Origin of the sequence: Streptomyces sp. NPDC096311 (assembly GCF_044763085.1) — a bacterium.
In the GTDB taxonomy this organism is placed as follows: domain Bacteria; phylum Actinomycetota; class Actinomycetes; order Streptomycetales; family Streptomycetaceae; genus Streptomyces.
The window spans coordinates 206,552-231,354 of the sequence record NZ_JBIWFN010000020.1 but is presented as its reverse complement, the minus strand read 5'-3'; the positions used below and the strand labels follow the sequence as shown (position 1 = coordinate 231,354).

Genomic DNA, 24,803 nt, shown 5'->3' with positions numbered 1-24,803 from the left:
TTAGGGCCGAGAACGCCCCCCGCTCCCCGCTCGCCGCCACCGAGTGGGTCGGGGCTGGACTGGTGGGGCCCGCGCCCCGGGGGGGGTCGGCCCGAGCGGCGCCTGGTCAGGGGGGAACTCCCTGACCAGGCGCCGTTCGCGTGTGTGTCGCACGTTCGATCCCTTGTGCTCCTCTAGTGATCCATATTCAGTCACACAAGGGGGGATTCTCGGCGCTGTGGGGTAGTGAGTGGAGCAAATCCGTTCCCAGAACGGTCAGTTGTGGTGCTGAATGGGAAGTGCGGGGATACGCAACGGCGCACGCCCGGCACAGCGGGAGGGGCGCAGCGTCAACTGGCGGCTGAGAGGGGTTTGTTCGTGCATGCATTCTCACACGGCACTTCATCGACACCGACCGTGGTCGCGGTTCCACCGGCGCTCTCTCTCCCGGTGATCGAGTCCGCGTTTCCCCGCCAACTGCACCCGTATTGGCCGAGGCTCCAGGAGAACACACGTTCGTGGCTGAGGGAAAAACGCCTCATGTCGGCGGACAAGGTCGACGAATATGCCGACGGCCTTTGCTATACGGACCTGATGGCGGGCTACTACATTGGCGCTCCCGACGAGGTCATGCAGGCGATAGCGGACTACAGCGCGTGGTTCTTCATCTGGGACGACCGCCACGACCGCGATGTCGTCCACGGCAGGCCCGGCGCCTGGCGGAGGCTCAGGTTCCAGCTGCACGCGGCTCTGGACTCCCCGAGGGAGCACCTGCACCACCGGGATCCCCTGGTCGCGGGGTTCGCGGACAGCATGGTGCGCCTGTACTCGTTCCTGACCAAGAAGTGGAACGCGCGCTTCGCCCGACATTTCCACGCGGTGATCGAGGCGTACGACCGGGAATTCCGCAACCGTGTCAACGGAACCGTGCCCACGGTCGAGGAATATCTGGAACTGCGGCGGCTCACCTTCGCGCACTGGATCTGGACCGACCTTCTGGAACCGAGCGCGGGCTGTGAACTTCCCACCGCCGTGCGGAACCATTTCGCATATCGGCGGGCGGCGCTGCTGAGCCAGGAATTCGCCGCCTGGTACAACGATCTCTGTTCGCTCCCGAAAGAAATCGCGGGCGACGAGGTCCACAATCTCGGAATCAGCCTCATTCATCACGAGGGGCTGACACTCGAAGAAGCGGTCCAGGACATCCGGCGGCGGATCGAGGAATGCATCACCGAATTCCTCGACGCGGAAAAGGACCTCAACCGCTTCTCCGACACCCTCGCGGACGGCACCGTGCACGGCAAGGAATTGAGCCTCGCGGTGAAAGCGTGCCTCGGCAGTATGCGGAACTGGTTCAGCTCCGTGTACTGGTTCCACCACGAGTCCGGCCGGTACACCGTCGACAGCTGGGACGACCGCTCCACACCCCCGTACGTCAACAACGAAGCGGCAGGTGAGTCATGACCGTCGAGTCCGTGAAGCCCGCGCAACCCGCGGCACCACAGCTGCCCGTCCCACCCCTGGCCGGGGGTGGCGTACCCGTCCTGGGCCACGGCTGGAAACTGGTTCGCGACCCGCTGGGCTTCCTCGCCCGGCTCCGCGATCACGGCGACGTCGTACGGCTCAAGCTGGGCCCCAAGACGGTGTACGCGCTCACCTCGCCGGCCCTCACCGGAGCGATGGCGCTCAGCACCGACTTCAAGATCGACGGACCCCTCTGGGAGTCCCTGGAAGGCCTGCTCGGCAAGGAGGGCGTGGCAACGGCGAACGGGCTCAGGCACCGTCGCCAGCGCCGCACCATCCAGCCCGCGTTCCGGCTCGACATCATCCCCGAGTACGGACCGATCATGGAGGAGGAGGCGCGGGCGCTCGCCGAGCGCATGGGGTCGGGCGAGCCCGTCGACTGCACCGCCGAGTCGTTCCGCGTCGCCGTGCGCATCGCGGCCCGCTGTCTGCTGCGCGGCGAGTTCATGGACGAGCGCGCCGAGCGGCTGAGCGTCGCGCTCGCCACCGTGTTCCGCGGCATGTACCGGCGCATGGTGATCCCGGCGGGCCCGTTCTATCGGCTGCCGCTTCCGGCCAACCGCAAATTCGACCGCGCATTGGCCGATTTGCATCTCCTCGTCGACGAGATCGTCGCCGAGCGCCGCGCATCCGGTCAAAAGCCGGACGATTTGCTGACGGCATTGCTGGAAGCGAAGGACGAGAACGGCGAGCCGATCGGCGAACAGGAGATCCACGACCAAGTCGTAGCGATACTCACGCCCGGCAGCGAAACCGTGGCGTCCACGATCATGTGGCTGCTGCAAGTCCTCACCGAACACCCGGAACACGCCGCGCGCGTGGCCGAGGAGGTCAAATCCGTCGTCGGAGACCGGCCCGTCGCATTCGACGACGTCCGGAGGCTGTCGTACACCAACAATGTCGTCGTCGAGTCGATGCGGCTGCGCCCCGCCGTATGGATTTTGACCCGGCGGGCGGTGACCGAAACCGAACTCGGCGGCTATCGGATACCGGCCGGTGCCGACATCGTCTACAGTCCGTTCGCCATCCAGCGTGATCCGCGCTCGTACGACGGGCATCTGGATTTCGACCCAGACCGCTGGCTTCCGGAACGCGCCAAGGACGTCCCGAAGCACGCCATGAGCCCCTTCAGTGTGGGCAACCGGAAGTGCCCGAGCGACCACTTCTCGATGGCGCAGCTCAGCCTGATCACGGCGACGGTGGCGTCCCGGTGGCGGTTCGAGCAGGTCTCCGAGTCCAATGACGCGACCCGCGTCGGCATCACCCTGCGTCCGTACCGGCTGCTGCTGAGGGCCCTGCCGCGCTGACCGCGCGGCGTCGTCCGCGGTGACCCCGTGTCCGTACCGGTGCGCGTTCAGGCAGCCCGCGGGCCCCTGAACGTGCGCCGGTACGCCTGCGGGGTCGTCCCCAGGCTCCGGACGAACTGGTGGCGCAGCGCGGCCGCGGTGCCGAACCCGGTGCGGCCCGCGATCGCGTCCATCGTCTCGTCCGAGGCCTCCAGCAACTCCTGTGCCAGCAGCACCCTTTGGCGCAGGATCCAGCGGTACGGGGTGGTACCGGTCTCCTGCTGGAAGCGGCGCGCGAAGGTCCGCGGGGACATGTGGGCGCGGGCCGCGAGCTGCTCGACGGTCACCTCCCGGTCGAGGTGGCGCTCCATCCACACCAGCACCTCGCCGACCGTGTCGCAGGTGGAGCGGGGCAGCGGGCGCTCGATGTACTGGGCCTGCCCGCCGTCCCGGTGCGGGGGCACCACCATCCGGCGGGCGATGGCATTGGCGACCTCGGGGCCCTGTTCCTTGCGGACGATGTGCAGACAGGCGTCGATTCCGGCGGCGGTGCCGGCCGAGGTGATCACCGGGTCCTCGTCCACGTACAGCACGTCCGGTTCGACGATCGCCTTCGGGTACTGCCGGGTGAGCTCCTCGGCGTGGTGCCAGTGCACGGCGCAGCGCCGCCCGTCGAGGAGCCCGGCCGCGCCGAGCACGAAGACACCGGAACAGACGCTGAGCACCCGGGCGCCGCGGTCCGTGGCGCGGTGCAGGGCGTCGAGCAGTTCGGGCGGATAGGACCGGGACACATAGGAGTTACCGGCGGGCAGAGCGATGAGGTCGGCGCTCTCCAGTCGCTCCAGGCCGTGCTCCGTGGTCAGCGAGAACCCCGCGTGGGTGCTCAGGATCGGACCCTCGGCGGAGGCGACCGCGAAGTCGTAGACGGGCAGGCCGTCGTCGCTGCGGTCGATGCCGAACACCTCGCAGACGACCCCGAGTTCGAAGGGGTGCACACCGTCGAGCAGGACCGCGGCCACGTTTTTCAGCATGTCCGCCAGTGTGCCTCGGCCGTGGCAGGAAATCGAGGGTGTACGGCAGTCCTGCCACTGACGCCGAAGGGTGAGCGGTACGACAGTGGTGTTCATGAAGATGCTCATCGGAAACTCGGACACCACCGTCGGAATCCTGACCGTCCTCGCGCTCTTCGTGGTCCTGGCCCTGCCCGCGCTGATCGGCGTGGCCCACGAGCGGCGCATCGACCGTCAGCTAGGACTTCGTGACCAGCACCGTGACCGTCCACTCCTGAATGCCCTTGCACGACACCTTGCCCGGGGCGGTCGCGCAGAGCGGCCGGGACGAGCTGAGGTGGGCGGTTCCCGCCGAGACCGCCTTGAAGGCGGAGCTCGCGTCGCCCGCCTGGAGGACGACGCCGCTGTTGGTGGCCTCTAGCCCGGTGCCGCTGACCTTGACGGGCGTCCACGGCCGACTGGTGGTGCCGTCCAGGGTGAGGCGGAGTACGCCGCCGGCCGTGAGGCAGTACGTGTGGCCGGTGTCGGCGGCGCCGAGCTCCGCGGGAGCGGCGTCACAGCTGGGGTGGCTCGTCGTGGGGGACGGCGACACGGTGCGGCTGCCGCCCGCGTCACCGCCGCCCTGTGTGCCGCAGCCCGCGAGGAGCAGTGTCAGGGCCGTGAGGGCGAGGATCCGATGATGGGTCGTACGACGCATGGGGTGGCACCTCCTTGTCGCTTGGACGTACCACCCCCGCATCAGGATCCACACAGGGACACAGGGGAACAGGGCCCTGGCCGCGACGCCGGCCAGGGCCCCACCGGTCAGCTGGTCGTGACGGCGGTGTCGTCGACGACGAAGCTGGTCTGGAGCGAGGAGTCCTCGGCACCGCTGAACTTCAGGGTGACGGTGGACCCGGCGAACGAGGACAGATCGAAGGTCTTCTGGGCGTAGCCGGAGGCGGCGTTGAGGTTCGAGTACGTCGCCAGAGTGGTCGATCCGGCGGTGACCGTCAGCTTGTCGTACTGGCTGCTCGTGGTGGTCTCCGCGGTGTCGATGTGCAGGTAGAAGGTGAAGCTGGCCTTGCAGCCGGACGGGATCGTCACCGACTGGGAGAGCGTGTCGGTGTGCGTCGAGCCGTAGCCGTCCAGCCACGCCTTGTAAGAACCGGCGTGCGCGGCCTCACTGCTGGAGTTGGTGATCACGCCGCTGCTGGCGCTCCAGGTGGTGTTGCCCGACTCGAAGCCCGGGTTGCCGAGCAGCTGGGCCGAGGTGCAGGTGCCGCCGCCGGAGGTGCTGACGGTCCAGGTGAAGGAGGCGGAGCCGGAGGCGCCCGTGCTGTCGGAGGCGGAGACGGTGACGCTGTACGTACCGGCCGTGCTCGCGGTGCCGGAGATCAGACCGGTGGAGCTGCTGATCGAAAGACCGGTCGGCAGGCCGCTCGCGCTGTAGGTGAGGGTCGCGCCCGCGCTGTCGCTCGCCGAGATCTGCAGGCTGACCGAACCGCCGGTGGTGGTGGACTGGCTGCCCGGGTTGGTGACGGTCACCGTGTTGCCGGTGCTGGTGCCCGACGCGAAGGCGGTGGTGCCGTTCGGGGTGCCCCAGCCGGTCGGGCCGTCGTAGCCGGTGGCGGCGGTGCAGAAGTACGAGGGCGAGCAGGAGCCGTTGTTGCCGCTGGTCACGTCGTACAGGTTCGAGGTGTGGGAGTACGGGTACTTCGCCGGGTAGTCGCTGGAGCCCGGGGTGCCCGCGAGGGCGTACACACCCGCGATGATCGGCGAGGAGGCACTCGTACCGCCGTAGACCGCCCAGCCGGAGCCGCCGTAGGTGTCGTAGACGGCCACGCCGGTGGCGGGGTCGGCGACCGCGGAGACGTCGGACTCCATGCGCTTGGAGCAGCCGGTGTCGGTCTGCCAGCTCGGCTTCGCGTCGTAGGCGGAGCAGCCGGAGCCGGTGCCCTCGGTGCTGCTGGTCTTCCACACGGACTCGGTCCAGCCGCGGCTGTTGGAGCTGGTGGACAGGGCGGTGCCGCCGACGGCGGTCACGTACTGGGAGGTGGCCGGGTACTCGGCGCCGTAGGCCTCGTCACCGGAGGAGACGGTGATGGCCACGCCCGGGTGCTTGAAGTACGAGGTGTCCTCGCTGGTCTGCGAGGAGGACTCGGAGCCGCCCCAGCTGTTGGAGACGAACTTCGCGCCCAGCGTCACGGCCTCGTTCTCGGCGGTGCCGAGGTCGGAGTCGGTGGCCGAGTTGGCCTCGACGAGGACGATGTTGCAGTTCGGGCAGACCGCGCTGACCATGTCGATGTCGAGCGCTTCCTCACCCGCCCAGCCGGTGTCGTTGGTCGGCAGGGAGCTGGTCGAGCCGGTCTGGCTGACCTGCTTGAAGCAGCCGTTGGCCTTGGTGCAGGCCGACAGGCCGAACTGCGAACGGTAGGTCGCGAGGTCCGACTCCGCGTTGGGGTCGTTGTACGCGTCGACCACGGCGACGGTCAGGCCGGAGCCGCCGGTGGAGGGCAGGTTGTAGGCGCTGTGCAGGTTGGCCGGGCTCAGACCGGACACCGCGGCGGCGGCGTTCGGCGAGATCGCGGCGGCCAGCTTCTGCTTGATGTCGGTGCGGCGCTGCGCGAAGCAGGCCGCGTGACCGGCTGTCGGGGCGCCGCACAGGTGCGTGGTCGGCACCTTCTGGCCCGCCTTGCCCGTGGCGTGCACGGCCTGTGCGGCCGGGGCGGTCAGGGCCTTCGCGTTCTGGGCGGCCCGGGAGGGCTTGGCGGTGGTCGGCGCCGGCTGCGCGTTCGCGGCCGGGGCCGCCATGAGTCCGGCGACCGTGAGGGCGAGGGCGGGCGCGGCGGCGGTCAGAAGTCTTCGCAGTCGCCGGGCGGGCCTGCTGGGGGGTGTCTCACGCATGGGTGCTGCCTCCATCGGTTTGAGGCGGGTGCCGTGCGGGCCGGGGTAGGGCCGCGCACGGCTCCACAGCCGGAAGTGGGGGTTCTCGGCGTTGCGTGGCAGGCCCGTGACGCGCGTAGCGTGAGAGAAGTGCGGATGTGCCATGGGCATGCCAATTAGATCGTCCTGTCGTGCCGCTGTACGTGACATGTCAGGACGGCCAGAACCTAGCCGGGGCCGATGACGCCCGGATAGCCACGCCCGAAGAACTTTGCCGCCCCATAGGGGGTCCATGGACGGTGCATGGACGGCCCATGGACGAGACGCGGTGATGCCGGGCCGCCACATGCGGCCCGGCATCACCGGTGTCATACCGTCAGAAGTCCTCGGACCGACGGAAGTTCTCGTACCGACCGAAGTTCTCGTACCGACGGAAGTTCTCGGACCGCCGGAAACTTTCGTGCCGCCGGAAGTCCTCGTCCGTCAGAAGTCCTCGTCGAAGCCGACCGAGCCCTCCACCGCCACCTGGTACGCCGAGGGGCGGCGCTCGAAGAAGTTGGTCAGCTCCTGGACGCCCTGGAGCTCCATGAAGGAGAAGGGGTTCTCGGAGCCGTACACCGGGGCGAAGCCGAGACGCTGCAAACGCTGGTCGGCCACGCACTCCAGATACTGGCGCATCGAGTCGGTGTTCATGCCCGGCAGACCCTCACCGCACAGGTCGCGCGCGAACTGCAGCTCGGCCTCGACGGCCTCCCTCAGCATGTCGGTGACCTGCTGCTGGAGCTGGTCGTCGAAGAGCTCCGGCTCCTCCTTGCGCACGGTGTCCACCACCTCGAAGGCGAAGGACATGTGCATCGTCTCGTCGCGGAACACCCAGTTGGTGCCGGTGGCGAGACCGTGCAGCAGACCCCGGCTGCGGAACCAGTAGACGTACGCGAAGGCGCCGTAGAAGAAGAGGCCCTCGATGCACGCGGCGAAGCAGATGAGGTTGAGCAGGAAGCGACGCCGGTCCGCCTTGGTCTCCAGACGGTCCAGCTTCTCCACCGAGTCCATCCACTTGAAGCAGAACTCGGCCTTCTCACGGATCGAGGGGATGCTCTCGACGGCGTCGAAGGCGGCGGCGCGGTCCTCCGGGTCGGGAAGGTAGGTGTCCAGCAGGGTCAGATAGAACTGGACGTGGACCGCTTCCTCGAACAGCTGCCTGGAGAGATACAGGCGCGCCTCGGGGGAGTTGATGTGCTTGTAGAGGGTCAGCACGAGATTGTTCGACACGATCGAGTCGCCCGTCGCGAAGAACGCGACCAGCCGGCCGATCATGTGCTGCTCACCCTGCGAGAGCTTCGCGAGGTCGGCCACGTCCGAGTGGAGGTCGACCTCCTCCACGGTCCAGGTGTTCTTGATGGCGTCCCGGTAGCGCTCGTAGAAGTCCGGGTAGCGCATGGGGCGGAGGGTGAGTTCGAAGCCCGGGTCGAGCAGGTTCTTCTCGGTGGAGCTCATTACTGGCAGGCCTCGCAGGACTCGGGGTTCTCAAGGGAGCAGGCGACGGCGTCCTCGTCGGGGATCGCCTGCACGGGGATGGTCTTCTCGGGCTGGGCCTGCGCCTGGGCGGCACGGGCGATACGGGTCGCGGGGCGGGAGCGCAGGTAGTACGTCGTCTTCAGGCCCGACTTCCAGGCGTACGCGTACATCGAGGAGAGCTTGCCGATGGTCGGCGTCTCCAGGAAGAGGTTCAGGGACTGGGCCTGGTCCAGGAACGGGGTGCGGGCGGCGGCCATGTCGATCAGGCCGCGCTGCGGGATCTCCCAGGCCGTGCGGTACAGGTCGCGGACGTCCTGCGGGACCCAAGTGAAGCCCTGCACCGAACCGTTGGACTCGCGCAGCGCCTCGCGGGTCTGCGCGTCCCACACGCCGAGCTTCTTCAGCTCGTCCACCAGGTAGGAGTTGACCTGGAGGAACTCACCGGAGAGCGTCTCGCGCTTGAAAAGGTTGGACACCTGAGGCTCGATGCACTCGTACACACCCGCGATGGACGCGATGGTGGCGGTGGGCGCGATGGCGAGGAGGAGGGAGTTGCGCATGCCGACCGCGGCGATACGTTCCCGCAGGGCCGCCCAGCGCTCCGGCCAGGTCAGCTCCACGCCGTAGTGGTCGGGGTGCAGGACGCCACGGGCCGTACGGGTCTTCTCCCAGGCCGGGAGCGGGCCGCTGCGCTCCGCGAGGTCGGCCGAGGCCTCGTACGCGGCGAGCATGATCCGCTCGGCGATCCGGGTGGAGAGGGCCTTGGCCTGCGGGGAGTCGAAGGGGACGCGCAGCTTGAAGAAGACGTCCTGCAGGCCCATCGCGCCGAGGCCGACGGGCCGCCACTTCGCGTTCGACCGGCCGGCCTGCTCGGTCGGGTAGAAGTTGATGTCGACGACACGGTCGAGGAAGGTGACGGCGGTACGGACCGTCTCGTCCAGCCGCTCCCAGTCGATGTCCCCGTCGACCACGAAGGCGCCGAGGTTGACCGAGCCGAGGTTGCAGACCGCCGTCTCCCCGTCGTCCGTGACCTCCAGGATCTCGGTGCAGAGGTTCGAGGAGTGGACGGTGTGGCCCGGCTCCGCCGTCTGGTTGGCGGTGCGGTTGGCGGCGTCCTTGAAGGTCATCCAGCCGTTGCCGGTCTGCGCGAGCGTGCGCATCATGCGGCCGTAGAGGTCACGGGCCGGGATGGTCTTCTTGGCGAGGCCGGCCGCCTCCGCCCTGCGGTACGCCGCGTCGAACTCGTCGCCCCACAGGTCGACCAGCTCGGGCACGTCGGAGGGCGAGAAGAGAGACCACTGCCCGTCGGTGTCGACCCGGCGCATGAACTCGTCCGGGATCCAGTGCGCGAGGTTCAGGTTGTGCGTACGGCGGGCGTCCTCACCGGTGTTGTCGCGCAGCTCCAGGAACTCCTCGATGTCGGAGTGCCAGGTCTCCAGGTAGACCGCGGCCGCGCCCTTGCGTCGGCCGCCCTGGTTCACCGCGGCGACCGAGGCGTCGAGGGTCTTCAGGAACGGGACGATTCCGTTGGAGTGCCCGTTCGTACCGCGGATCAGCGAACCGCGCGAACGGATCCGGGAGTACGAAAGACCGATGCCGCCCGCGTGCTTCGAGAGGCGGGCCACCTGGTGGTAGCGGTCGTAGAGGGAGTCCAGCTCGTCCAGCGGGGAGTCGAGGAGGTAGCAGGACGACATCTGCGGGTGCCGCGTACCGGAGTTGAACAGCGTGGGGGAGGAGGGGAGGTAGTCGAGACGGCTCATGAGCCCGTAGAGCGCCGCGACCTCGTCCAGGGCCCGGTTCGTGTCGTCCTCGGCCATGCCCGACGCCACGCGCAGCATGAAGTGCTGGGGCGTCTCGATGACCTTGCGGGTGATCGGGTGCCGGAGCAGATAGCGGCTGTGCAGGGTGCGCAGGCCGAAGTAGCCGAAGCGGTCGTCGCCGTCGGTGTCGATCAGCGCGTCCAGCCGGGCCGTGTGCAGCCGGACGAACTCCGCCGTCCGGTCGGCGATCAGGCCCTCGCGGTGACCCGCGGCGATCGACTCGCAGAAGGACGTGACGCCCTGCGAGGCGGCCTCCGCCGCGATGCTGATCGTCAGCAGCCTGGCCGCCAGCCGGGAGTAGACGGGGTCCTCGGAGATGAGGCCCGCGGCCGCCTCGGTGGCCAGTTCGCGCAGCTCCGTGTCGTCCGCGTGCGCGGACCGGCCGCGCAGCGTGGCGGCGGCGACCCGGCCGGGGTCGGCGCCGGGGAGGTCGGCGGTGAGGTCGGTCAGGGTACGCAGCAGCGTGGTACCGGGACCGTCCGTCTCCACCGGGACCTGCTTCCGCTCCTGCTGTGCGAAAGCGGTAGCTGAAGCCGGGTCGGCTGGCGCGATGGTCACTTGGGGCTCTCCCTCGCTCGGCACGGGGCCTGGCGGAGGGCAGGGCAGCTCACGAGCGCACACGGCGTCGCGTCCACCGGCCCATTCCGCGAGGCCCGGACGTCATGCACCCGGGCCGGATGGCCGGGCGCGCTGTCGGCAGGTCCTCGGACTGACGCGAGTACATGGGCGCGGGTGTGCGAACACGTACAAGTACACCGTTGCGGGACAGTTCCGGATTTGCACCGGATTCCCCTGCGGCGACAGCGAGCATGAGCATACATCTTGTGTCGGGCTGCGGTGACACCACCAGATGTTGTGTCGTGCCGGTGTCAGAGTGTCAACTCGTAGGTGAGGAGAGTGATGTCGTCGAGCTCCGGGAGCGGGTTCCAGTCGCGGTCGGGGGTGCGGGTGAAGCCCAGGCGTTCGTAGATGCGGTGGGCGGCGTGCATGGTGCGCTGGGTGGAGAGCACGACGCGTACGCAGCCCGCGGTGGCGCGTGCGTGGTCGACGCAGGCGCGGACGAGGGTCTCGCCGGCGCCTCGGCCACGGGACTCGCGTGCGACGGCGAGCATACGGATCTCGGCTTCGCCGGGGCGGGCTATGTCGGCCATGGGGCCGCCACGCGGTACGAAGGTGACGGCGCCGAGGATGTGGTCGTGGTCGTGGTCGTGATCCACGGCGACGAGGACCTCCGCGGCGGTGGCTCGTTGTGCCACGTCTCGCAGTTCGCCGAGGTACTCGTCGCTCTCCCCGAAGTCGAGCAGGCCGTCGCCGAGGTAGGCCTGTGCGGTGATCTCGCCGATGCGGTCGTATTCGTGGGGGTGGGCGTGTCTGATGCGGATGTCCATGCCGGTGAGTGTGCAACAGGGCACGGGAACGGGCCGCCGGATTTTCGTCCGACGGCCCGTGGGGGTTGTACGCGCGGTTCTTCGGCTGCGGGCGGGTGGGGGCTTGGCACGCAGTTCCCCGCGCCCCTGGGGCACGGGGCTGCGCCCCGACGCCCCAGGCCTTTGGGGGCGCGGGGAACTGCGCGATCAGCCCCCACCCGCCCGCAGCCAACGCACGCACCCGGGGGCCTGGGGGCGGAGCCCCAGGGCTTAGTGGGTGGAACCGGCCGTGGCCGGGGGCAGTTCCGCCTCGACGCCCGCGTCACCCGCATCCGCCGTGTAGTCCTCCGGAGACGTCTCGTCGACGCCGTCCGGCGCGTTGAAGGCGCGGAGGGCGAAGGTGAGGACGACGCTGACCACGACGTTCAGGACGAAGGCCGTCAGACCGATGTAGCCGATCTCCCCGATGCCCGGGATCTCCTTCGAACTGCCGCCGAAGTGCTTCTGGGTCGGCGAGGCGACCCCGTACGCGGCGAGCGTGCCGTACAGCATGCCCACCGCCCAGCCCCCGAGCAGCGCCCAGCGGTGGAACCAGCGGGTGAACAGGCCACCGACCAGCGCCGGGAAGGTCTGGAGGATCCAGATGCCGCCCAGGAGCTGGAAGTTGATCGCGACCGTCTTGTCCATCGTCAGGACGAAGACCAGCGCGCCCACCTTCACAAGCAGCGACACCAGCTTGGAGACCCTGGTCTCCTGCTGCGGGGTCGCGTCCGGCTTGATGAAGTCCTTGTAGATGTTGCGGGTGAAGAGGTTCGCGGCCGCGATGGACATGATGGCCGCCGGCACGAGCGCTCCGATGCCGATCGCCGCGAAGGCCACCCCCGCGAACCAGTCCGGGAACATGTTCTCGAAGAGCTGAGGGATGGCGAGCTGGCCGTTGGTGACCTTGACCCCGGCCGCGATCGCCATGAACCCGAGCAGGGCGAGCAGCCCCAGCATCAGGGAGTAGAGAGGAAGGATCGTGGTGTTGCGGCGGATCACCTCACGGCTGCGGCTGGAGAGCGTCGCCGTGATCGAGTGCGGGTACATGAACAGCGCGAGCGCCGATCCGAGCGCGAGCGTGGCGTATGTCCACTGGCCCGCTTCGGCGGGCACGAGCCCGCCCGCCCCCGCCGCCGTGTACTTGTCGCTCGCCGCCTTGAAGATCTCGTCGAACCCGCCCAGCTTGATCGGGATGTAGATGATGGCCACCGCGATCACGATGTAGATCAGGGTGTCCTTCACGAACGCGATCAGGGCGGGGGCGCGCAGCCCCGAGGAGTAGGTGTACGCGGCCAGCACGCCGAACGCGATGAGGAGCGGAAGGTCCTTCACGAACCAGTTCGTGTTCTCGCCGCCGCCCACGCCCATCACGTCCAGGACGGCCTGGATGCCGACCAGCTGGAGCGCGATGTACGGCATGGTCGCGAGGATGCCGGTCACGGCCACGGCGAGGGACAGGCCCTTCGAACCGAAGCGCCCGCGCACGAAGTCCGAGGTCGTCACGTACCCGTGCTTGTGGGAGACCGACCACAGGCGGGGGAGGAACGTGAAGATCAGCGGGTAGACGAGGATCGTGTACGGAACGGCGAAGAAGCCGGCCGCGCCCGCCGCGTAGATCGCCGCCGGTACGGCGACGAAGGTGTACGCCGTGTAGAGGTCGCCGCCGAGCAGGAACCAGGTGACCCAGGTGCCGAACGACCGTCCGCCCAGGCCCCATTCGTCGAGACTGTGCTCGTCGTCCGCCCTGCGCCAGCGCGCGGCCAGGAAGCCCATGACCGTGACGGCCAGGAAGAAGAAGATGAAGACGCCGAGCGCGACGCCGTTCACACCGTCCTTCACTTCGCCGCACCCCCGCCCTGGGACGCGCGGGCGCGCTGGTCACGCTGCCACAGCTGGTACGCGGTCACGGTGAGCGCGGTGGACACGAGCACCCACAGCATCTGGTACCAGTAGAAGAACGGGATGCCGATGAACGCCGGGTCGGTCTTGGCGTAGGAGCCGACCCACAGCATCGCCACGAACGGGGCGATCAGACACAGGGCGATGACCACCCGGATCGGTGTCACCACCGGCGGTTCGACCTTCGGCGCGTCTGAAACGTCTGACACGTCTGACATACGGCGACTCCGTCCCCTCGCTGTTCACCTGTGCAATGCGCAGGCAATCTAGGCGACGGCGTCAGCCATACGGAACCCCTAGTCCGTATCTCGGTCGGGGCAGCACGACAGGTGCGCTACTCCTGCGGGCGCTTGAGCCGTGCCACGAACTTGTACCGGTCGCCCCGGTACACCGACCGCACCCACTCCACCGGCTCGCCCTGCCGGTCCAGCGAGTGCCGGGAGAGCATCAGCATGGGCAGACCGACGTCGGTGCCGAGCAGGCCGGCCTCGCGCGGGGTGGCCAGCGAGGTCTCGATGGTCTCCTCGGCCTCGGCGAGATGGACGTCGTACACCTCGGCGAGCGCGGTGTAGAGGGACGTGTACTTCACCAGGCTGCGGCGCAGGGCGGGGAAGCGCTTCGCGGAGAGGTGGGTCGTCTCGATGGCCATCGGCTCGCCGCTCGCGAGGCGCAGCCGCTCGATGCGCAGCACCCGGCCGCCGGCCGAGATGTCGAGCAGCTCGGCGAGGGTGTCGTCGGCGGTGATGTAGCCGATGTCCAGGAGCTGCGAGGTGGGTTCAAGGCCCTGGGCGCGCATGTCCTCGGTGTACGAGGTGAGCTGGAGCGCCTGGGAGACCTTGGGCTTCGCGACGAACGTGCCCTTGCCCTGGATGCGTTCGAGGCGGCCCTCGACGACCAGTTCCTGGAGGGCCTGGCGCACGGTCGTGCGTGAGGTGTCGAACTCGGCGGCGAGGGTGCGCTCGGGCGGTACGGGCGTGCCGGGCGGCAGTGTCTCCGTCATGTCGAGCAGGTGCTTCTTGAGGCGGTAGTACTTGGGCACGCGCGCGGTACGGATGGGGGCCCCACCCTCGTTCTCCGCACTGCTGACGTCGGTGCTCATGCTCTGCCTTCCCGGCTCCGGGTGCCGAAGCGACCGACATCCCGTCGGCCACGGCTCACATCGTGGCACGGCTTCGTGTGCGAGTGTCCCCCCGCACGCTCCGTGATCCCCTCTATATACCGTCGGCGTACCCGTTGGTCTAGTCCATAGTGTGGACTCGGGCCGACCGAGAGGCATGTGAGGCCGCTGAACGGCCCCGCCGTTTATGCCACTTACCTACTTAAAGGTCCTTGCATATGTAGGTCCCATAACGGACGACCAGTCGGGCTTACACACCCTTGACACCCCTCTAGGTCTAGGCCAAGCTCCCCGTACTGGTCTACACCATTGGTCCAGTCCCAGTCCCACGGGCCGTACTCGGCAGCGCTTCGGCATGTGTCACCGCGGTGGGCAGGGGGGTTTATGGCATCCCTGAGGAGGGTGGCGTGAAGCGGAAGCTGGCAGCCGCGATCGGTATCGCGGGCATGATGGTCTCCATCGCGGCGTGCGGGAGCAGCGACAACAAGTCCGGGGGGTCGGACAAGGGCGCGGACGCGAAAGCACTGACCGTCTGGCTCACGGTGGACGCGCAGAACAACTGGCCCGAGCTGGTGAAGGCCGCCGACGCGGCGGTGCAGAAGGCGCACCCCGGCGTCAAGATCAACCACGAGTACTACGGCTGGCCGGACAAGAACACCAAGCTCGACGCGGTCCTCGCCACCGACAAGGCGCCCGACGTGGTCGAGATGGGCAACACCGAGATGCTCGGCTACATGGTCAAGGGAGCCTTCGCCCCCATCGACGCGTCGAAGCTCGACAACTCGGCCGCGTGGCTGGACGGCCTGAAGGCCTCCGTCACCTACGACGGCAAGACCTACGGCGTGCCGTACTACGCCGGTGGCCGCGTCGGCAACTGGCGCAAGGACGTGGCGGCTTCGGTCGGTGTCAAGGCGCCCCCGAAGACGTACACGGAGCTCATCTCCGACCTGGACAAGATCCAGAAGAAGGAGGGGAGCAAGTTCAGCGCCTGGTACCAGCCGACGCGTGACTGGTACGCCGCGATGTCCTTCGTCTACGACGCCGGCGGCTCCATCGCCAAGGAGGACGGCGGCCAGTGGAAGGCCAACCTGTCGTCTCCGGAGTCCATCAAGGGACTCAACGACTGGAAGACCATCGTCGACAAGTACATGCACGGCGACAAGACCAAGGACGAGTCCGACCGTTACATCGTCTACGGCCAGGGCAAGTCAGCCATGATCTTCGGCGCCGCGTGGGAGGGTGCGACCTCCGAGGACCCGAAGAACGACAAGACCGGCAAGCTCAAGGGCAACCTCGAGAACTTCGTGATGCCCGGCCCGTCCGGCAAGAACATCCCCGTCTTCCTCGGCGGTTCCGACCTCGCCGTCCCGGTGAAGTCCAAGGCGCAGGCGCTCGCCGCCGAGTGGATCAACGCCTTCACGGGCTCCGCCGGTCAGAAGGGTCTGATGGCCAAGGGCAACCTGCCCAACAACAAGACCGACCTCGCCACCCTCAAGAACGACCCGGCGACCGTGGTTCCGGCCACCGCGGCCGAGTCCAACTGGTTCGTGCCGATGGCTCCCGGCTGGGGCCAGGTCGAGAAGGCCCAGGTCCTGCAGACCATGCTGCAGAACATCGGCACCGGCAAGAAGTCGGTCGAGGCCGCCGCGAAGGACGCGGACGCCGCGATCGACAAGGTCATCAACACCAAGTGACGTGAGCGCGGGGCGTGGTGGGATCCCGGGGCACCTCCGGGGCTTCACCCGGGGTGCGTCCAGGGTCCGCCCCGGGTCCGCCCGGGGCGCGTCTGCGGGGGTACGTCCGAGCGCGTCCGGGGCGATCCCGGGATGCTCCCGGGCACGCCTGCCGGGGCCCTCTTCGGGCCCGGGTTCCTCCCGCTTCCCGCACGACCGAGCGGGACCCGGCGACGTTCGACCGCGCGGGGCCCCGGCCCCGTACGACCGTGCGAGGCCGGGCCGCGTACGGCCGGTTGGGTCCGGCCGGTCCACGACCCGGGCGGACCCCGACCGCAACCGCCCGCACCAGGTTCGGACCACGCACGACCCGCACCGGACCCGGACCGAGCAGGACGGGCCAGCACGGGCCAGGACCGGCGGGCCGTCTCACGCACGACCGAGAGGACCTGCCCCGGCGAGCGCCCCGCGTACGACCGCGGGGGCCCGCCCCCGTGCATGACCTGCGCGGGCCCGGCCGGTGTACGACCGCGGGGGTCTGCCCCGGTGCACGACCCGCGTGGGGCTCGGACTGCGTACGACCGTGCGGGGTTCGGGCCGTGTGCGACCGAGCGGGTGGGCTCCGGTGGGCGACCTGCTCGGGGCGGGGCGTGCGCGACCCGCGTGGGGTTCGAACTGCGTACGACCGTACGGGGTTCGAACTGCGTACGACCGCGCGGGGCTCGGACCGTGCACCACCGTGCGGGGTTCGGGCCGGGTGTGATCTGGGCGGCTTTCGCCCGGATGCGACCGCACCGGGTTTGGGCCCTGTACGACCGCGAGGGTCCGCCCGTGTGGGATCGCGAGGGTCCGTCCCCGCGCAGACCGTGCGGAGCCGGGCCGCGTACGACCGTGCGAGGCGCCGGCCACGTACGGCCCGGGCGTGTTTCGCCTGTGTTCGACCGTGTGGGGCCTGCCCCGCGTACGACCCCGTGCGGGGCTTCGACCACGTACGACCTGAGGGACCGCTGAGGAGCGCGCGATGAGTGCCGCAGACACGACCACCCCCGCCAAGGTGCCGCCGCCGCGGCAGGCACCGCCACCGGCCGTCCCCAAGGCGCCACGCAGAGGGCGGACCTCGGGCGGAGCGGCGGTCCCCTGGGCCCTGCTCGCGCCCTGTCTGCTGATCCTCGCGCTGGTCATGGGCTATCCCCTGGTCCGCCTGGTCACCCTCTCCTTCCAGAAGTTCGGACAGTCCCAGCTGTGGGGCTTCCAGCCGGCCGAGTCGGTCGGCTTCGACAACTTCGGCAAGGTGCTGGGCGACAGCGAGTTCTGGACGGTCGTCGTCCGCACGATCGTCTTCGCCGTCGGGTCCGTCGTCTTCACCATGGTCATCGGCATGCTGATCGCGCTGCTCCTCCAGCGCGTCTCGGGCTGGGTGAAGATGCTGATCAACATCGTGCTGGTGGCCAGCTGGGGCATGCCCATCATCGTGGCCACCACCGTCTTCAAGTGGCTCTTCGACTCCGACTACGGCGTCTTCAACGCGCTGCTGAGCAAGCTGCCGGGCGTCGACATGATCGGCCACAACTGGTTCGCCAGCGGCCCCCAGGGACTGGCCGTGATCATGCTCCTGGTGGTGTGGGGCGCGGTGCCCTTCGTCGTCATCACGCTCAGCGCGGGGCTCACCCAGGTGCCGAGCGAACTGGAGGAGGCGGCCCGGCTGGACGGCGCCGGCGCCTGGGGCGTCTTCCGTTACGTCACGCTCCCGATCCTCAAGCCGATCGTCGTGATGCTCACGACGCTCTCCGTCATCTGGGACATGGGCGTCTTCCCACAGGTCTTCGTGATGCGCGGCGGCCACCCGGAGGCGGAGTTCCAACTGCTCACCACGTACTCCTACGACCGCGCCTTCGTCGTCAACGACTACGCGCAGGGGTCGGCGATCGCCCTGCTGACCGTGCTGTTGCTGCTGGGCGTGGTCGCCGTGTACATGCGTCAGATGCTGCAGATCGGAGAGGTCGAATGAGCACCCTCGCCACGGCGGGCCGGCGCCGGGGGAAGTCCAAGCTCGGCTGGAACCTCCTCGGCCTGCTCGTCTTCGTCACCGCGGGCTTCCCCGTCTACTGGATGCTGAACACGGCGTTCAAGCCGGCGAAGGACGCCATCGACCCGGACCCGAGCCTGTTCCCCACGGGCCTCACGCTCGACAACTTCCGTCGCGCGCTGGACATCGCGGACTTCTGGGGCCCCGTCGGCCGCAGCCTGATCGTCTCCCTGTCGGTCGTCGTGATCGGCGTCGTCGTGGGGATGCTGGCCGCGCTGGCCATCTCCCGCTTCGCCTTCCGCGGCCGCAAGGTCGTGATCGTCGGCATCCTCGCGGTCCAGATGATCCCGCTGGTCGCCATGATCATCCCGGTCTTCCTGCTGCTCAACGACCTGAACCAGTACGACAAGCTCTCCGGCCTGATCATCACGTACCTGACCTTCATCCTCCCCTTCACGGTGTGGACGCTGCGCGGCTTCATCGTCAACATCCCGAAGGAGCTGGAGGAGGCGGCCATGGTCGACGGCTGCTCGCGCACCGGAGCCTTCATACGGGTGGTCTTCCCGCTGCTCGCGCCCGGCATGGTCGCCACGTCCGTGTACGCGTTCATCCAGGCCTGGAACGAGTACCTCTACGCCCTGATGCTCATGAGCCAGGAGCACCAGACCGCCACCGTCTGGCTCGGCAACTTCACCACCAAGCACGGCACCGAGTACGCCCCGATGATGGCCGGCGCCACGATGATGGCCGTGCCGATCGTCGTGCTCTTCCTCATCGTCCAGCGCAAGATGGCCGCGGGGCTGACCGCGGGCGCCGTGAAGGGATAACGCCACCCGATGACGACACTCGCCAGTGGTACGACCGCGTCCTCTTCCGACCGGAACGGCTTGGCACGCGACGCGCTCACCGTCCTCCAGCCCGGCTTCACCGGAACCACCGCCCCCGACTGGCTGCTGCGCCGCCTCGGCGAAGGGCTGGCCGCCGTCGGCCTGTTCGGCCGGAACATCGCCTCTCCCGAACAACTCGCCGTCCTGACCGCCCAGTTGCGCGCGGAGCGCGACGACGTCCTGGTCGCCATCGACGAGGAGGGCGGCGATGTCACCCGCCTCGAGGTCCGCGCCGGCTCCTCCTACCCCGGCAACCACGCGCTGGGCGCGGTCGACGACGTGGAGCTGACGCGGGCGGTGGCCTCGGCACTCGGCCACCGCCTCGCGGCCTGCGGGGTGAACCTGAACTGGGCCCCCTCCGCGGACGTGAACTCCAATCCCGACAACCCGGTCATCGGCGTACGGTCCTTCGGCGCCGACACCGACCTGGTGGCCCGGCACACCGCCGCCTACGTCACCGGGCTCCAGTCCGCGGGCGTCGCGGCCTGCACCAAGCACTTCCCCGGTCACGGCGACACGGCGGTCGACTCGCACCACGCGCTGCCGCGCATCGACGCCGACCTGTCGGTCATCGAGGCCCGCGAACTCGCTCCGTTCCGTGCCGCGATCGCCGCGGGCACACGCGCCGTGATGAGCGCGCACATCCTGGTCCCGGCGCTGGACCCGGACCGCCCGGCCACCCTCTCCCGCCGCATCCTCACCGGCCTGCTCCGCGAGGAACTCGGCTACGACGGCCTCATCGTCACCGACGGCATGGAGATGCAGGCCATCGCCGGGACGTACGGCATCGAGCGGGGCAGCGTCCTCGCCATCGCGGCCGGCGCGGACGCGATCTGCGTGGGCGGCGGGCTCGCGGACGACGAGACGGTACGGCGCCTGCGCGACGCCCTCGTCACGGCGGTGCGCACCGGTGAACTCCCCGAGGAGCGCCTCGCGGACGCGGCGGAGCGGGTACGGGCGCTGGCCCGTTGGACGGCGGCGGCCTCCGCGGCATCGCCGGCCGCCGAGCGGGAACCGGCCGACGTGGGGCTCGTCGCCGCCCGACGCGCGCTGACGGTGACACGCGCGCCGTCGTACGAGCCGGTGGACGTGGCGCCGTTCGTCGCCGCCTTCACCCCCGTGGCGAACATCGCCGTCGGTGACGAGACCCCCTGGGGGGTGGCCGCGGAACTGGCCCGGCTGCTGCCCGGCACGGAGACGGGCAGCTTCACGGGGGAGGGGGCGGCAACGGCGGCCCTGGCCGCCGCGGGCAGCCGCCGCGTCGTCGCCGTCGTCCGCGACGAACACCGCCACCCCTGGATGGCGGCCGCCCTGGACACACTGTTGGGGGAACGCCCCGACACGATCGTGGTCGAGATGGGCATCCCCCAGGCCCCGCCCCGGGGCGCCCTCCACATCGCCACGCACGGCGCGGCGAGGGTGTGCGGCCGGGCGGCGGCGGAGGTCATCGCGGGGGAGTGACGGCCTGCGAGATCGCGGGGGAGTGACGGCCTGCGAGAAGGAGAACGAGGAAGGTGCCGGACCCCAGGGGCCCGGCACCTTCCTCGTTCTCCTTCTTCCCGTCGTGCGCTTCTTCGCGCCCTCGGGGTCAGATCCCCTGCCAGTCCGGCTTGTTCGCGAACGTGTGCCGGAAGTAGTCCGCCAGCTTCAGCTTGGACGCGGCGGCCTCGTCCACGACGACCGTGGCGTGCGGGTGGAGCTGGAGCGCCGAGGCGGGGCACACCGCGGCCACCGGCCCCTCCACGGTCGCCGCGACCGCGTCCGCCTTGCCCTCACCCGTGGCCAGCAGGACGAGATGCCGCGCCTCCAGGATCGTGCCGATGCCCTGGGTGATGACGTGGTGCGGCACCTGCTCGATGTCGCCCTCGAAGAACCGTGCGTTGTCGACCCTGGTCTGCTCGGTCAGCGTCTTGATCCGGGTCCGCGAGGCGAGCGAGGAGCAGGGCTCGTTGAACCCGATGTGCCCGTCGGTGCCGATCCCGAGCAGCTGGAGGTCGACGCCACCGGCCGTGGCCAGCGCCTTGTCGTACGCCCGGCACGCGGCCTGCACGTCCTCGGCGGTGCCGTCCGGGCCCATGAACGCGTCCATGCCCAACCCCAGCGGTTCGAGCACCTCGCGCCGCAGCACCGACCGGTACGACTCGGGGTGCTCGGCCGGCAGTCCCACGTACTCGTCGAGCTGGGCGACCCGCGCCCGCGAGGCGTCCACGGCACCGGAGCCGACCTTCGCCGCCAGCGCCTGGTAGACGGGCAGCGGCGTCGAGCCGGTGGCCACGCCGAGCAGAGCGTCGGGCTTGCGCCGGAGCAGCTCCGCCATGGCCTCGGCGATCAGCTCGCCGCCCGCCTTGGCGTCGGGAACGATGACAACTTCCACGCTGGGCCTGCCGATCTGGAGAGTGGCTCGCCGGGAACCGTGAGGGAACACATGTGGTGTAGACCAATCTAGCAAAGGAGTTCCCCCACGGCCCGGCACGGCTTCTCGGCGCATCCGGGCCCGCCGCCCGGACGCCCGCTCGCCACCCGGTGCGGAGCGGCACACCCGGCAAAGCCCTGCCCACAGGCGATGAGATGCTGATACCGATCCTCGCGATCCGCACCGCGCGCACCACCCCGTATCGGCCACGGTCGACGCGTACGACCGGAACGTCCCCAGGAGGCCCCATGTCCGCCCCTACCCCGGACCCCCGGACCGACGACGACCGCCCGGGTCGGATCATGGCCCGCGAGATGGCCGAGCAGCCCGACGTGCTGCGCCGGATCCTGGAGGCGGGCGCACCGCGGATCCAGGAAGTGGCCCGGCAGATCGCGGCCCGCGCGCCCCGCTTCGTACTGCTCACCGCCCGCGGCACCTCCGACAACGCCGCCCTGTACGCGAAGTACCTGTTGGAGATCCAGCTGGGCCTGCCGTGCGGGCTCACCTCGATGTCGACGACCACGGCGTACGGCGCGCGGCCCGATCTCACCGACGTCCTGGTCGTCACCGTCAGTCAGTCCGGCGGCTCCCCGGATCTGGTCGCCTCGACCCGGGCCGCCCGTGAGGCCGGCGCCATCACGCTCGCGGTGACCAACAACCCGGACTCACCGCTGGCGGCCGTCTCCGAGTACCACCTCGACATCATGGCCGGACCCGAGAGGGCCCTGCCCGCCACCAAGACCTACACGGCCTCCCTCCTCACCCTCTATCTCTTCGTCGAAGGACTGCGCGGCGGCGACGGCGCCGCGGCCAAGGCGCTGCCCGATCTCGCCGCGCACCTCCTCACCCGCCAGGACGAGATCCGTACGCTCGCCTCCCGCTACCGCTTCGCCGAGCGCATGGTGATCACCTCGCGCGGCTACGGCTACCCCACGGCCAAGGAAGCCGCCCTGAAGCTGATGGAGACCAGCTACATCCCCGCCCTCTCGTACTCCGGCGCCGATCTGCTGCACGGCCCCCTCGCCATGGTCGACAACATCTCCCCGGTCATCGCGGTCGTCACCGACGGCAAGGGCGGCGAGGCGCTCCAGCCCGTGCTCGACCGGCTGCGCGGGCGCGGCGCCGACCTGGTCGTCATCGGCCCCCGTGCCCAGGTGCAGCAGGCCTCGGCCGGGTTCGTCCTGCCCACCGAGGGGGTGACCGAGGAGCTCCAGCCGATCCTCGAGATCCTTCCGCTCCAGCTCCTGGCCTACGAGGTCACCATCGCCCGCGGCCAGGACCCGGACGCGCCGCGCGCCCTGGCGAAGGTGACGGAGACCCGCTGACCGACGCGCCCCCCGGGCGGGTGGACGGGCCAAGGTGATCCGGCCCCGTTCATGAGCCGATCCGGCCCCCACCGGGGGCCGAACCCGGCTAGTCTGCGTGGTGGATGCTGTTGGAAGTTCGATAAAGAGACAACAACAAACATCCGCCGGCGCATGGACGCGGCACGTGGTCTAGTCCACAATGTGCAGGTAAAGCCTTCGATCGACGCGGCGTCGCTTACGGCGAGGCGTTGATCCACACAAGCATCCGTCTTCCCCGCACAGGAAGGCGGACCGAGGAACCGGCGCTCTCTGCCCTGACTGCTCCGGGTCCTCTCCTTCGGCCGACCGGGACCGCACACCCCGTGGCCGTTGCTGCTCCGGGCTGCGGTGCCGGGAGGGTTGAGGGTCCCTCTCAGGCGCCGCGGCCCGCGGGTGTTTTCGGAGCCGGGCCAAACCCCCAGGTACGCTCGCAGATGTGCCCTCCATGAACGACCTCGTCCGCCAGCACACCGCTCTCGGTGACACCGATCTCGAGTGGTTGCATCTGCTGGTCTCGGAGTGGCAGTTGCTCTCCGACCTCTCCTTCGCCGACCTCGTGCTGTGGGTTCCCACCCGCGACGGCACCCGCTATGTCTCCGTCGCGCAGATGCGGCCCAACACCGGCCCGACCTCGTACCAGGACGACATGGTCGGCCACCTCGTCCCACGCGGCCGCCGCCCGCTGCTGGACGCCGCGCTGGACGAGGGCCGGATCGTGCGCGAGGGCGATCCCGAGTGGCGCGAGGAGGTGCCGGTACGGGTCGAGTCCATTCCGGTACGGCGGGAGGGGCGCGTCCTCGGTGTCATCGCGCGCAACACCAATCTCCTCACCGTGCGCACTCCGAGCCGGCTGGAGCTGACGTACCTCCAGAGCGCGTCCGACCTCGCCCAGATGATCGCCGCCGGCTCCTTCCCGTTCTCCGGCCAGCAGGTCGACATGGACGCCTCCCCTCGGGTCGGCGACGGACTGATCCGCCTCGACGCCGAGGGCATCGTCCAGTACGCGTCTCCGAACGCGCTGTCCGCGTATCACCGCCTCGGCCTCGCCTCCGACCTGGTGGGCCACCACCTCGGTGTGACCACCGCGGAACTCGCCCCGTCCCGCGGTCCGGTGGACGAGGCCCTGTCCAAGGTCGCCAGCGGCTGGGCACCCCGCGAGTTCGAGATCGAGAGCGGCGACGGGGTGATCCAGCTGCGCGCGATCCCGCTCAAGCCCAAGGGCACTCGGGTCGGTTCGCTCGTCCTGCTGCGTGACGTGACCGAACTGCGCCGCCGCGAACGCGAGTTGATCACCAAGGACGCGACCATCCGGGAGATCCACCACCGGGTCAAGAACAACCTCCAGACGGTGGCGGCGCTGCTGCGGCTCCAGGCCCGGCGCATCGAGTCGGAGCGCGGCCGTGAGGCCCTGGAGGAGGCCGTACGACGGGTCGGCTCGATCGCCATCGTGCATGAGACGCTGTCTCAGAACCTGGACGAGCGGGTCGAGTTCGACGAGATCGCCGACCGGGTGCTCGCCATGGTCGCCGAGATCTCGCCCGGCAAAGTCACCGGCCGCCGAACCGGCCGCTTCGGCATACTCGACGCCGAGGTCGCCACCCCGCTCTCCATGGTCCTCACCGAGATTCTTCAGAACGCGCTGGAGCACGGCTTCCGCGAGGGTGATCGGGGCACGGTCGAGGTCTCGGCGGTGCGCGGCGGCACCAGCAAGGAGGCCCGCCTGCTGGTCACCGTCCAGGACGACGGGGTCGGTCTCCCGGAGGGCTTCGACCCGCACCGCTCGGGCAACCTCGGGCTGCAAATCGTACGGACGCTGGTGGAGGGCGAGTTGGGGGGCAGCTTCGACATGGTGGCGGCCCCGGAGCGCGGTACGCAGGTCATCCTGGACATTCCGGTGCGAGCGCACAAGTAGGAGTGCATGTAGGAGCGCGAGCAGAACTGCCGGCAGAAGTACAAGCGGAAGTATCTGACGCCCCCACAAGTCGCGCATGACAGTGGCCCCGGACCAGAAGGTCCGGGGCCACTGCTTAC

General features: G+C 69.4%; 18 protein-coding genes and 1 riboswitch. Of the genes, 8 read left to right on the top strand and 10 right to left on the bottom strand.

Annotated features, from left to right (window positions below; translation table 11 throughout):
- Positions 1–357 precede the first annotated feature (357 nt).
- Positions 358–1,443, top strand: coding sequence for an epi-isozizaene synthase (gene cyc1 / locus ACIRA5_RS40425; protein ID WP_403699668.1), 1,086 nt, complete (start codon positions 358–360; stop codon positions 1,441–1,443).
- A complete protein-coding gene (locus ACIRA5_RS40420; protein WP_403699624.1) occupies positions 1,440–2,810 on the top strand; it encodes a cytochrome P450 in 1,371 nt (456 codons plus the stop codon). Before cyc1 ends, ACIRA5_RS40420 begins: the two co-directional genes overlap by 4 nt.
- A 47-nt stretch (positions 2,811–2,857) precedes the next feature.
- Here the strand turns inward: ACIRA5_RS40420 and ACIRA5_RS40415 are convergent, their stop codons facing one another.
- From ACIRA5_RS40415 to ACIRA5_RS40375, 9 genes are all read right to left on the bottom strand, one after another.
- Positions 2,858–3,820, bottom strand: a complete 963-nt coding sequence (locus ACIRA5_RS40415) for a GlxA family transcriptional regulator (protein WP_403699621.1) — start codon at positions 3,818–3,820, stop codon at positions 2,858–2,860.
- A gap of 217 nt (positions 3,821–4,037) precedes the next feature.
- Positions 4,038–4,496, bottom strand: coding sequence for a hypothetical protein (locus ACIRA5_RS40410; protein ID WP_403699618.1), 459 nt, complete (start codon positions 4,494–4,496; stop codon positions 4,038–4,040).
- 107 nt (positions 4,497–4,603) lie between these two features.
- Positions 4,604–6,685 carry a putative Ig domain-containing protein gene (locus tag ACIRA5_RS40405; protein WP_403699615.1) on the bottom strand — a complete coding sequence of 694 codons (2,082 nt, stop codon included), beginning with the start codon at positions 6,683–6,685 and terminating at the stop codon, positions 4,604–4,606.
- Positions 6,686–7,147: 462 nt separating this feature from the next.
- The gene (locus ACIRA5_RS40400) at positions 7,148–8,161 is read right to left on the bottom strand and encodes a ribonucleotide-diphosphate reductase subunit beta (protein WP_054228144.1); all 1,014 of its coding nucleotides are present in this window, start codon (positions 8,159–8,161) and stop codon (positions 7,148–7,150) included.
- Positions 8,161–10,560 (bottom strand): ribonucleoside-diphosphate reductase subunit alpha, encoded by a 2,400-nt coding sequence (locus tag ACIRA5_RS40395; RefSeq protein WP_403699610.1) that lies wholly within the window; start codon positions 10,558–10,560, stop codon positions 8,161–8,163. The genes ACIRA5_RS40400 and ACIRA5_RS40395 overlap by 1 nt, the downstream gene beginning before the upstream one ends.
- Before the next feature lie 141 nt (positions 10,561–10,701).
- Positions 10,702–10,794: riboswitch (cobalamin riboswitch) on the bottom strand.
- Between the two features lie 77 nt (positions 10,795–10,871).
- Positions 10,872–11,390 (bottom strand): GNAT family N-acetyltransferase, encoded by a 519-nt coding sequence (locus ACIRA5_RS40390; RefSeq protein WP_403699607.1) that lies wholly within the window; start codon positions 11,388–11,390, stop codon positions 10,872–10,874.
- A 249-nt stretch (positions 11,391–11,639) separates the two neighbouring features.
- Positions 11,640–13,250 (bottom strand): monocarboxylate uptake permease MctP, encoded by a 1,611-nt coding sequence (gene mctP / locus ACIRA5_RS40385; RefSeq protein WP_403699604.1) that lies wholly within the window; start codon positions 13,248–13,250, stop codon positions 11,640–11,642.
- Complete coding sequence (locus ACIRA5_RS40380; RefSeq protein ID WP_095852672.1) at positions 13,247–13,528, bottom strand: DUF3311 domain-containing protein; 282 nt, start codon at positions 13,526–13,528, stop codon at positions 13,247–13,249. Before ACIRA5_RS40380 ends, mctP begins: the two co-directional genes overlap by 4 nt.
- A 116-nt stretch (positions 13,529–13,644) precedes the next feature.
- A complete protein-coding gene (locus ACIRA5_RS40375; protein ID WP_054228140.1) occupies positions 13,645–14,409 on the bottom strand; it encodes a GntR family transcriptional regulator in 765 nt (254 codons plus the stop codon).
- A 425-nt stretch (positions 14,410–14,834) separates the two neighbouring features.
- Between ACIRA5_RS40375 and ACIRA5_RS40370 the strand changes: the two genes are divergently transcribed.
- The 4 genes from ACIRA5_RS40370 (at position 14,835) to ACIRA5_RS40355 (ending at position 20,474) form a co-directional block, all read left to right on the top strand.
- Positions 14,835–16,121, top strand: coding sequence for an extracellular solute-binding protein (locus tag ACIRA5_RS40370; RefSeq protein WP_403699600.1), 1,287 nt, complete (start codon positions 14,835–14,837; stop codon positions 16,119–16,121).
- Between the two features lie 1,000 nt (positions 16,122–17,121).
- Complete coding sequence (locus ACIRA5_RS40365) at positions 17,122–18,108, top strand: carbohydrate ABC transporter permease (protein WP_403699597.1); 987 nt, start codon at positions 17,122–17,124, stop codon at positions 18,106–18,108.
- Entirely contained in the window at positions 18,105–18,953 is an 849-nt protein-coding gene (locus tag ACIRA5_RS40360; protein WP_352045984.1) for a carbohydrate ABC transporter permease, read from the top strand. The genes ACIRA5_RS40365 and ACIRA5_RS40360 overlap by 4 nt, the downstream gene beginning before the upstream one ends.
- A 9-nt stretch (positions 18,954–18,962) precedes the next feature.
- Complete coding sequence (locus ACIRA5_RS40355; protein ID WP_403699595.1) at positions 18,963–20,474, top strand: glycoside hydrolase family 3 protein; 1,512 nt, start codon at positions 18,963–18,965, stop codon at positions 20,472–20,474.
- Positions 20,475–20,601: 127 nt separating this feature from the next.
- Here the strand turns inward: ACIRA5_RS40355 and nagB are convergent, their stop codons facing one another.
- Positions 20,602–21,387 (bottom strand): glucosamine-6-phosphate deaminase, encoded by a 786-nt coding sequence (gene nagB / locus ACIRA5_RS40350; RefSeq protein WP_352045986.1) that lies wholly within the window; start codon positions 21,385–21,387, stop codon positions 20,602–20,604.
- Positions 21,388–21,674: 287 nt separating this feature from the next.
- On the opposite strand from nagB, the gene ACIRA5_RS40345 reads away from it, so the two are divergent.
- Positions 21,675–22,751 (top strand): SIS domain-containing protein, encoded by a 1,077-nt coding sequence (locus ACIRA5_RS40345; protein ID WP_403699592.1) that lies wholly within the window; start codon positions 21,675–21,677, stop codon positions 22,749–22,751.
- Positions 22,752–23,217: 466 nt separating this feature from the next.
- Complete coding sequence (locus ACIRA5_RS40340; RefSeq protein ID WP_403699666.1) at positions 23,218–24,684, top strand: sensor histidine kinase; 1,467 nt, start codon at positions 23,218–23,220, stop codon at positions 24,682–24,684.
- The last annotated feature ends 119 nt before the right edge of the window (positions 24,685–24,803 follow it).